Below are 1,967 nucleotides of genomic sequence, written 5' to 3' on the forward strand. Positions count from 1 at the left end.
GGGTCCGCGATCTGGTCGGCGTAGTCGGTGAGGATGTCACCGAACACCCCGGCGTCGCCCTGGCGGTTCCAGAACGCGGTGGCAGCCTGAACCGCGTCCGCGCCTGCGTGCAGGAAGTCGACGACGTCGCGTCCATCGGTGACCCCGCCGACTCCGATCAGTTCGACCGCTTCGGGCAACAGCCGCCGCAGCTGCCGTATCTGACCCAGCGCCATGGGCTTGAGTGCGGGTCCGCCGAGCCCGGCCAGCTCGACATCGATGACCGGACGGTTCGCCTGGGTCAGAGCGAAGGCGTTGGGAAAGGTGTTGACCGCGCAGACGAAGCGCGGCCCGGATGGCTCGCGGGACAACGCCCCGACAAGGCCTGCGAGTTCGGCCAGGCCGGCCGGATCCGAGAACGGCGAAATCTTGATGCCGAAGGGCGGTGGTCGGTACGTGCCCGGACGCGTGCCGGCGACGGCTTCGAGTGCCTGGCCGACCTGAACGCAGATGGACCTGGTCTGGCCGTGGTCAAAGCAGGCGATGCGTTTCTGCGTGCCACCGTCCCACACGTTCGGGCAGGCCAGGTTGAGTTCGATGACATCGGCGCCGGTCAATGCCACATCATGTGCCGCGCGGGCGTATTCCGGCGCGCTGAATCCCGCGATGCTGACGATGAGTGGCTTGCCGGCTTCGTGCGCCAGCGAGACCATTTTTGGCAGGTGCTCGCGGTAGTATTCAAGCCCCGGGTTCGGCAGACCGAGCGCATTGAGCGAGAAGAAATCGCCGGTGTGGTAGACGTTACCGCCGTTGCCGGTGCGGGCCTGCTCGGTGATGGAGCCGACGACGACCGCCGCCACGGCGGATCGGGCCAGCGTGTCGACGTCGTCGAGGCTCTTGCAGGTACCCGCGGCGTTCATGAGCGGATGTTCAAGCTCGATGCCGCAGAGGCTGGTCATGACGACAGTCTTCCCTTCCTGACGCGCGCCTGCTCGGCTGCCCTCCGCCGGGTGCGGTGCGCGACCGGGATTCGACGCCGGGTACGCGTTTACTTCGCCGGGGAGCGTCGATGAAGACAGTGCGGGCCATGGACCGGCCGGCTACGGATCGAAGGAGAGGGCTGACGATGGCGAGCGGTGAAACGGAATTCAGTGACGTTGCCTATGATCTGATCTCCGTGCAGTACCACGCCCTGCGGGGTTGCCACGAATACGAACAATTTGCCCGGGACGCGGAGAACGACGACCAGCGGGAAATCGCCGAGTTTTTCCGCGATATCATGAAGCAGGACGCCGATCGCGCGGCGGCCTGCCACCGTTACCTGTCGAGGCTGTCGGGCAGGTCCCCGGCCGGCTCGGGCGTCCGATAAGGCTTGTTGGCAGTAAGGCCTGTTGGCAGTAAGGCTTGTTGACCGCGGGCCGGCCGTGGCACGATGCGGTTGATCAGAACCGGACGGTTTCGACGTCCTCGCCTCCGTGCAGCGCCCGCCAGAGATCGCCAACCGAGTTGTACCGCTGTCGTTTGGGCAAGGTGAGGAGCGAATTGACCAGCTGGTCCGGGGCGTTGTGGCTGCGCAGGCTGTACACGAGCTGAGCCGCGCGAGCGGGGAAGTCGTGCCGGTCGAACCATCGGGCGAGCTCGGCTCGGGCATCCGCGGCCGTGTTCGCGCCGGCGGTGCGATCGGCACCTGAGGTGTCCGGCATGAGGGCTACCTGAGGCTGGTCCTCTCCCGGGGGCTCGGCGGAGCGCCAGTCCTCGGTGCGAGTCTCCCGGCGTGCCCGGACGATCCCGTCCACCTCGTGGGCAAGGTTGTCGTCCCTGATCGGACCGTGTTTGGTGCTTCCGCGCTGCATCGGCTTGGTCAACTCCTCTTCGCTGGTCACCGGTCCACGCTGGGGATCGTCCGGGCGCACTTGTCGACTGGGTCTGATCCACCTGCCGCCAACCGCCGGGTCGTCCGGAGACGGATCTATGTCGATGGTCGTGCC

At 66.7% G+C, this 1,967-nt stretch carries 3 protein-coding genes; 1 reads left to right on the forward strand and 2 read right to left on the reverse strand.

The window, feature by feature from the left end:
• Positions 1-938, reverse strand: a 938-nt coding sequence (locus U9980_RS09665) for a dihydroorotate dehydrogenase (protein ID WP_322767617.1), incomplete at its 3' end; no start/stop codon positions are given.
• Between the two features lie 167 nt (positions 939-1,105).
• Between U9980_RS09665 and U9980_RS09670 the strand changes: the two genes are divergently transcribed.
• On the forward strand, positions 1,106-1,348 hold the full coding sequence (locus U9980_RS09670; RefSeq protein WP_322755197.1) for an acyl carrier protein: 243 nt from the start codon (positions 1,106-1,108) through the stop codon (positions 1,346-1,348).
• 73 nt (positions 1,349-1,421) lie between these two features.
• On the opposite strand, the gene U9980_RS09675 is transcribed toward U9980_RS09670, so the two are convergent.
• Positions 1,422-1,967: DUF2795 domain-containing protein (locus tag U9980_RS09675; protein ID WP_322767618.1), on the reverse strand; the 546-nt coding region annotated here is incomplete at its 5' end.

It is taken from the genome of Protofrankia sp. Cr1, from assembly GCF_963555865.1.
Classification (GTDB): domain Bacteria; phylum Actinomycetota; class Actinomycetes; order Frankiales; family Frankiaceae; genus Protofrankia.

Excerpts from the sequence above, each read along its gene's own strand:
- U9980_RS09670 (WP_322755197.1), top strand. The coding sequence starts at position 1,106 with ATGGCGAGCGGTGAAACGGAATTCAGTGACGTTGCCTATGATCTGATC.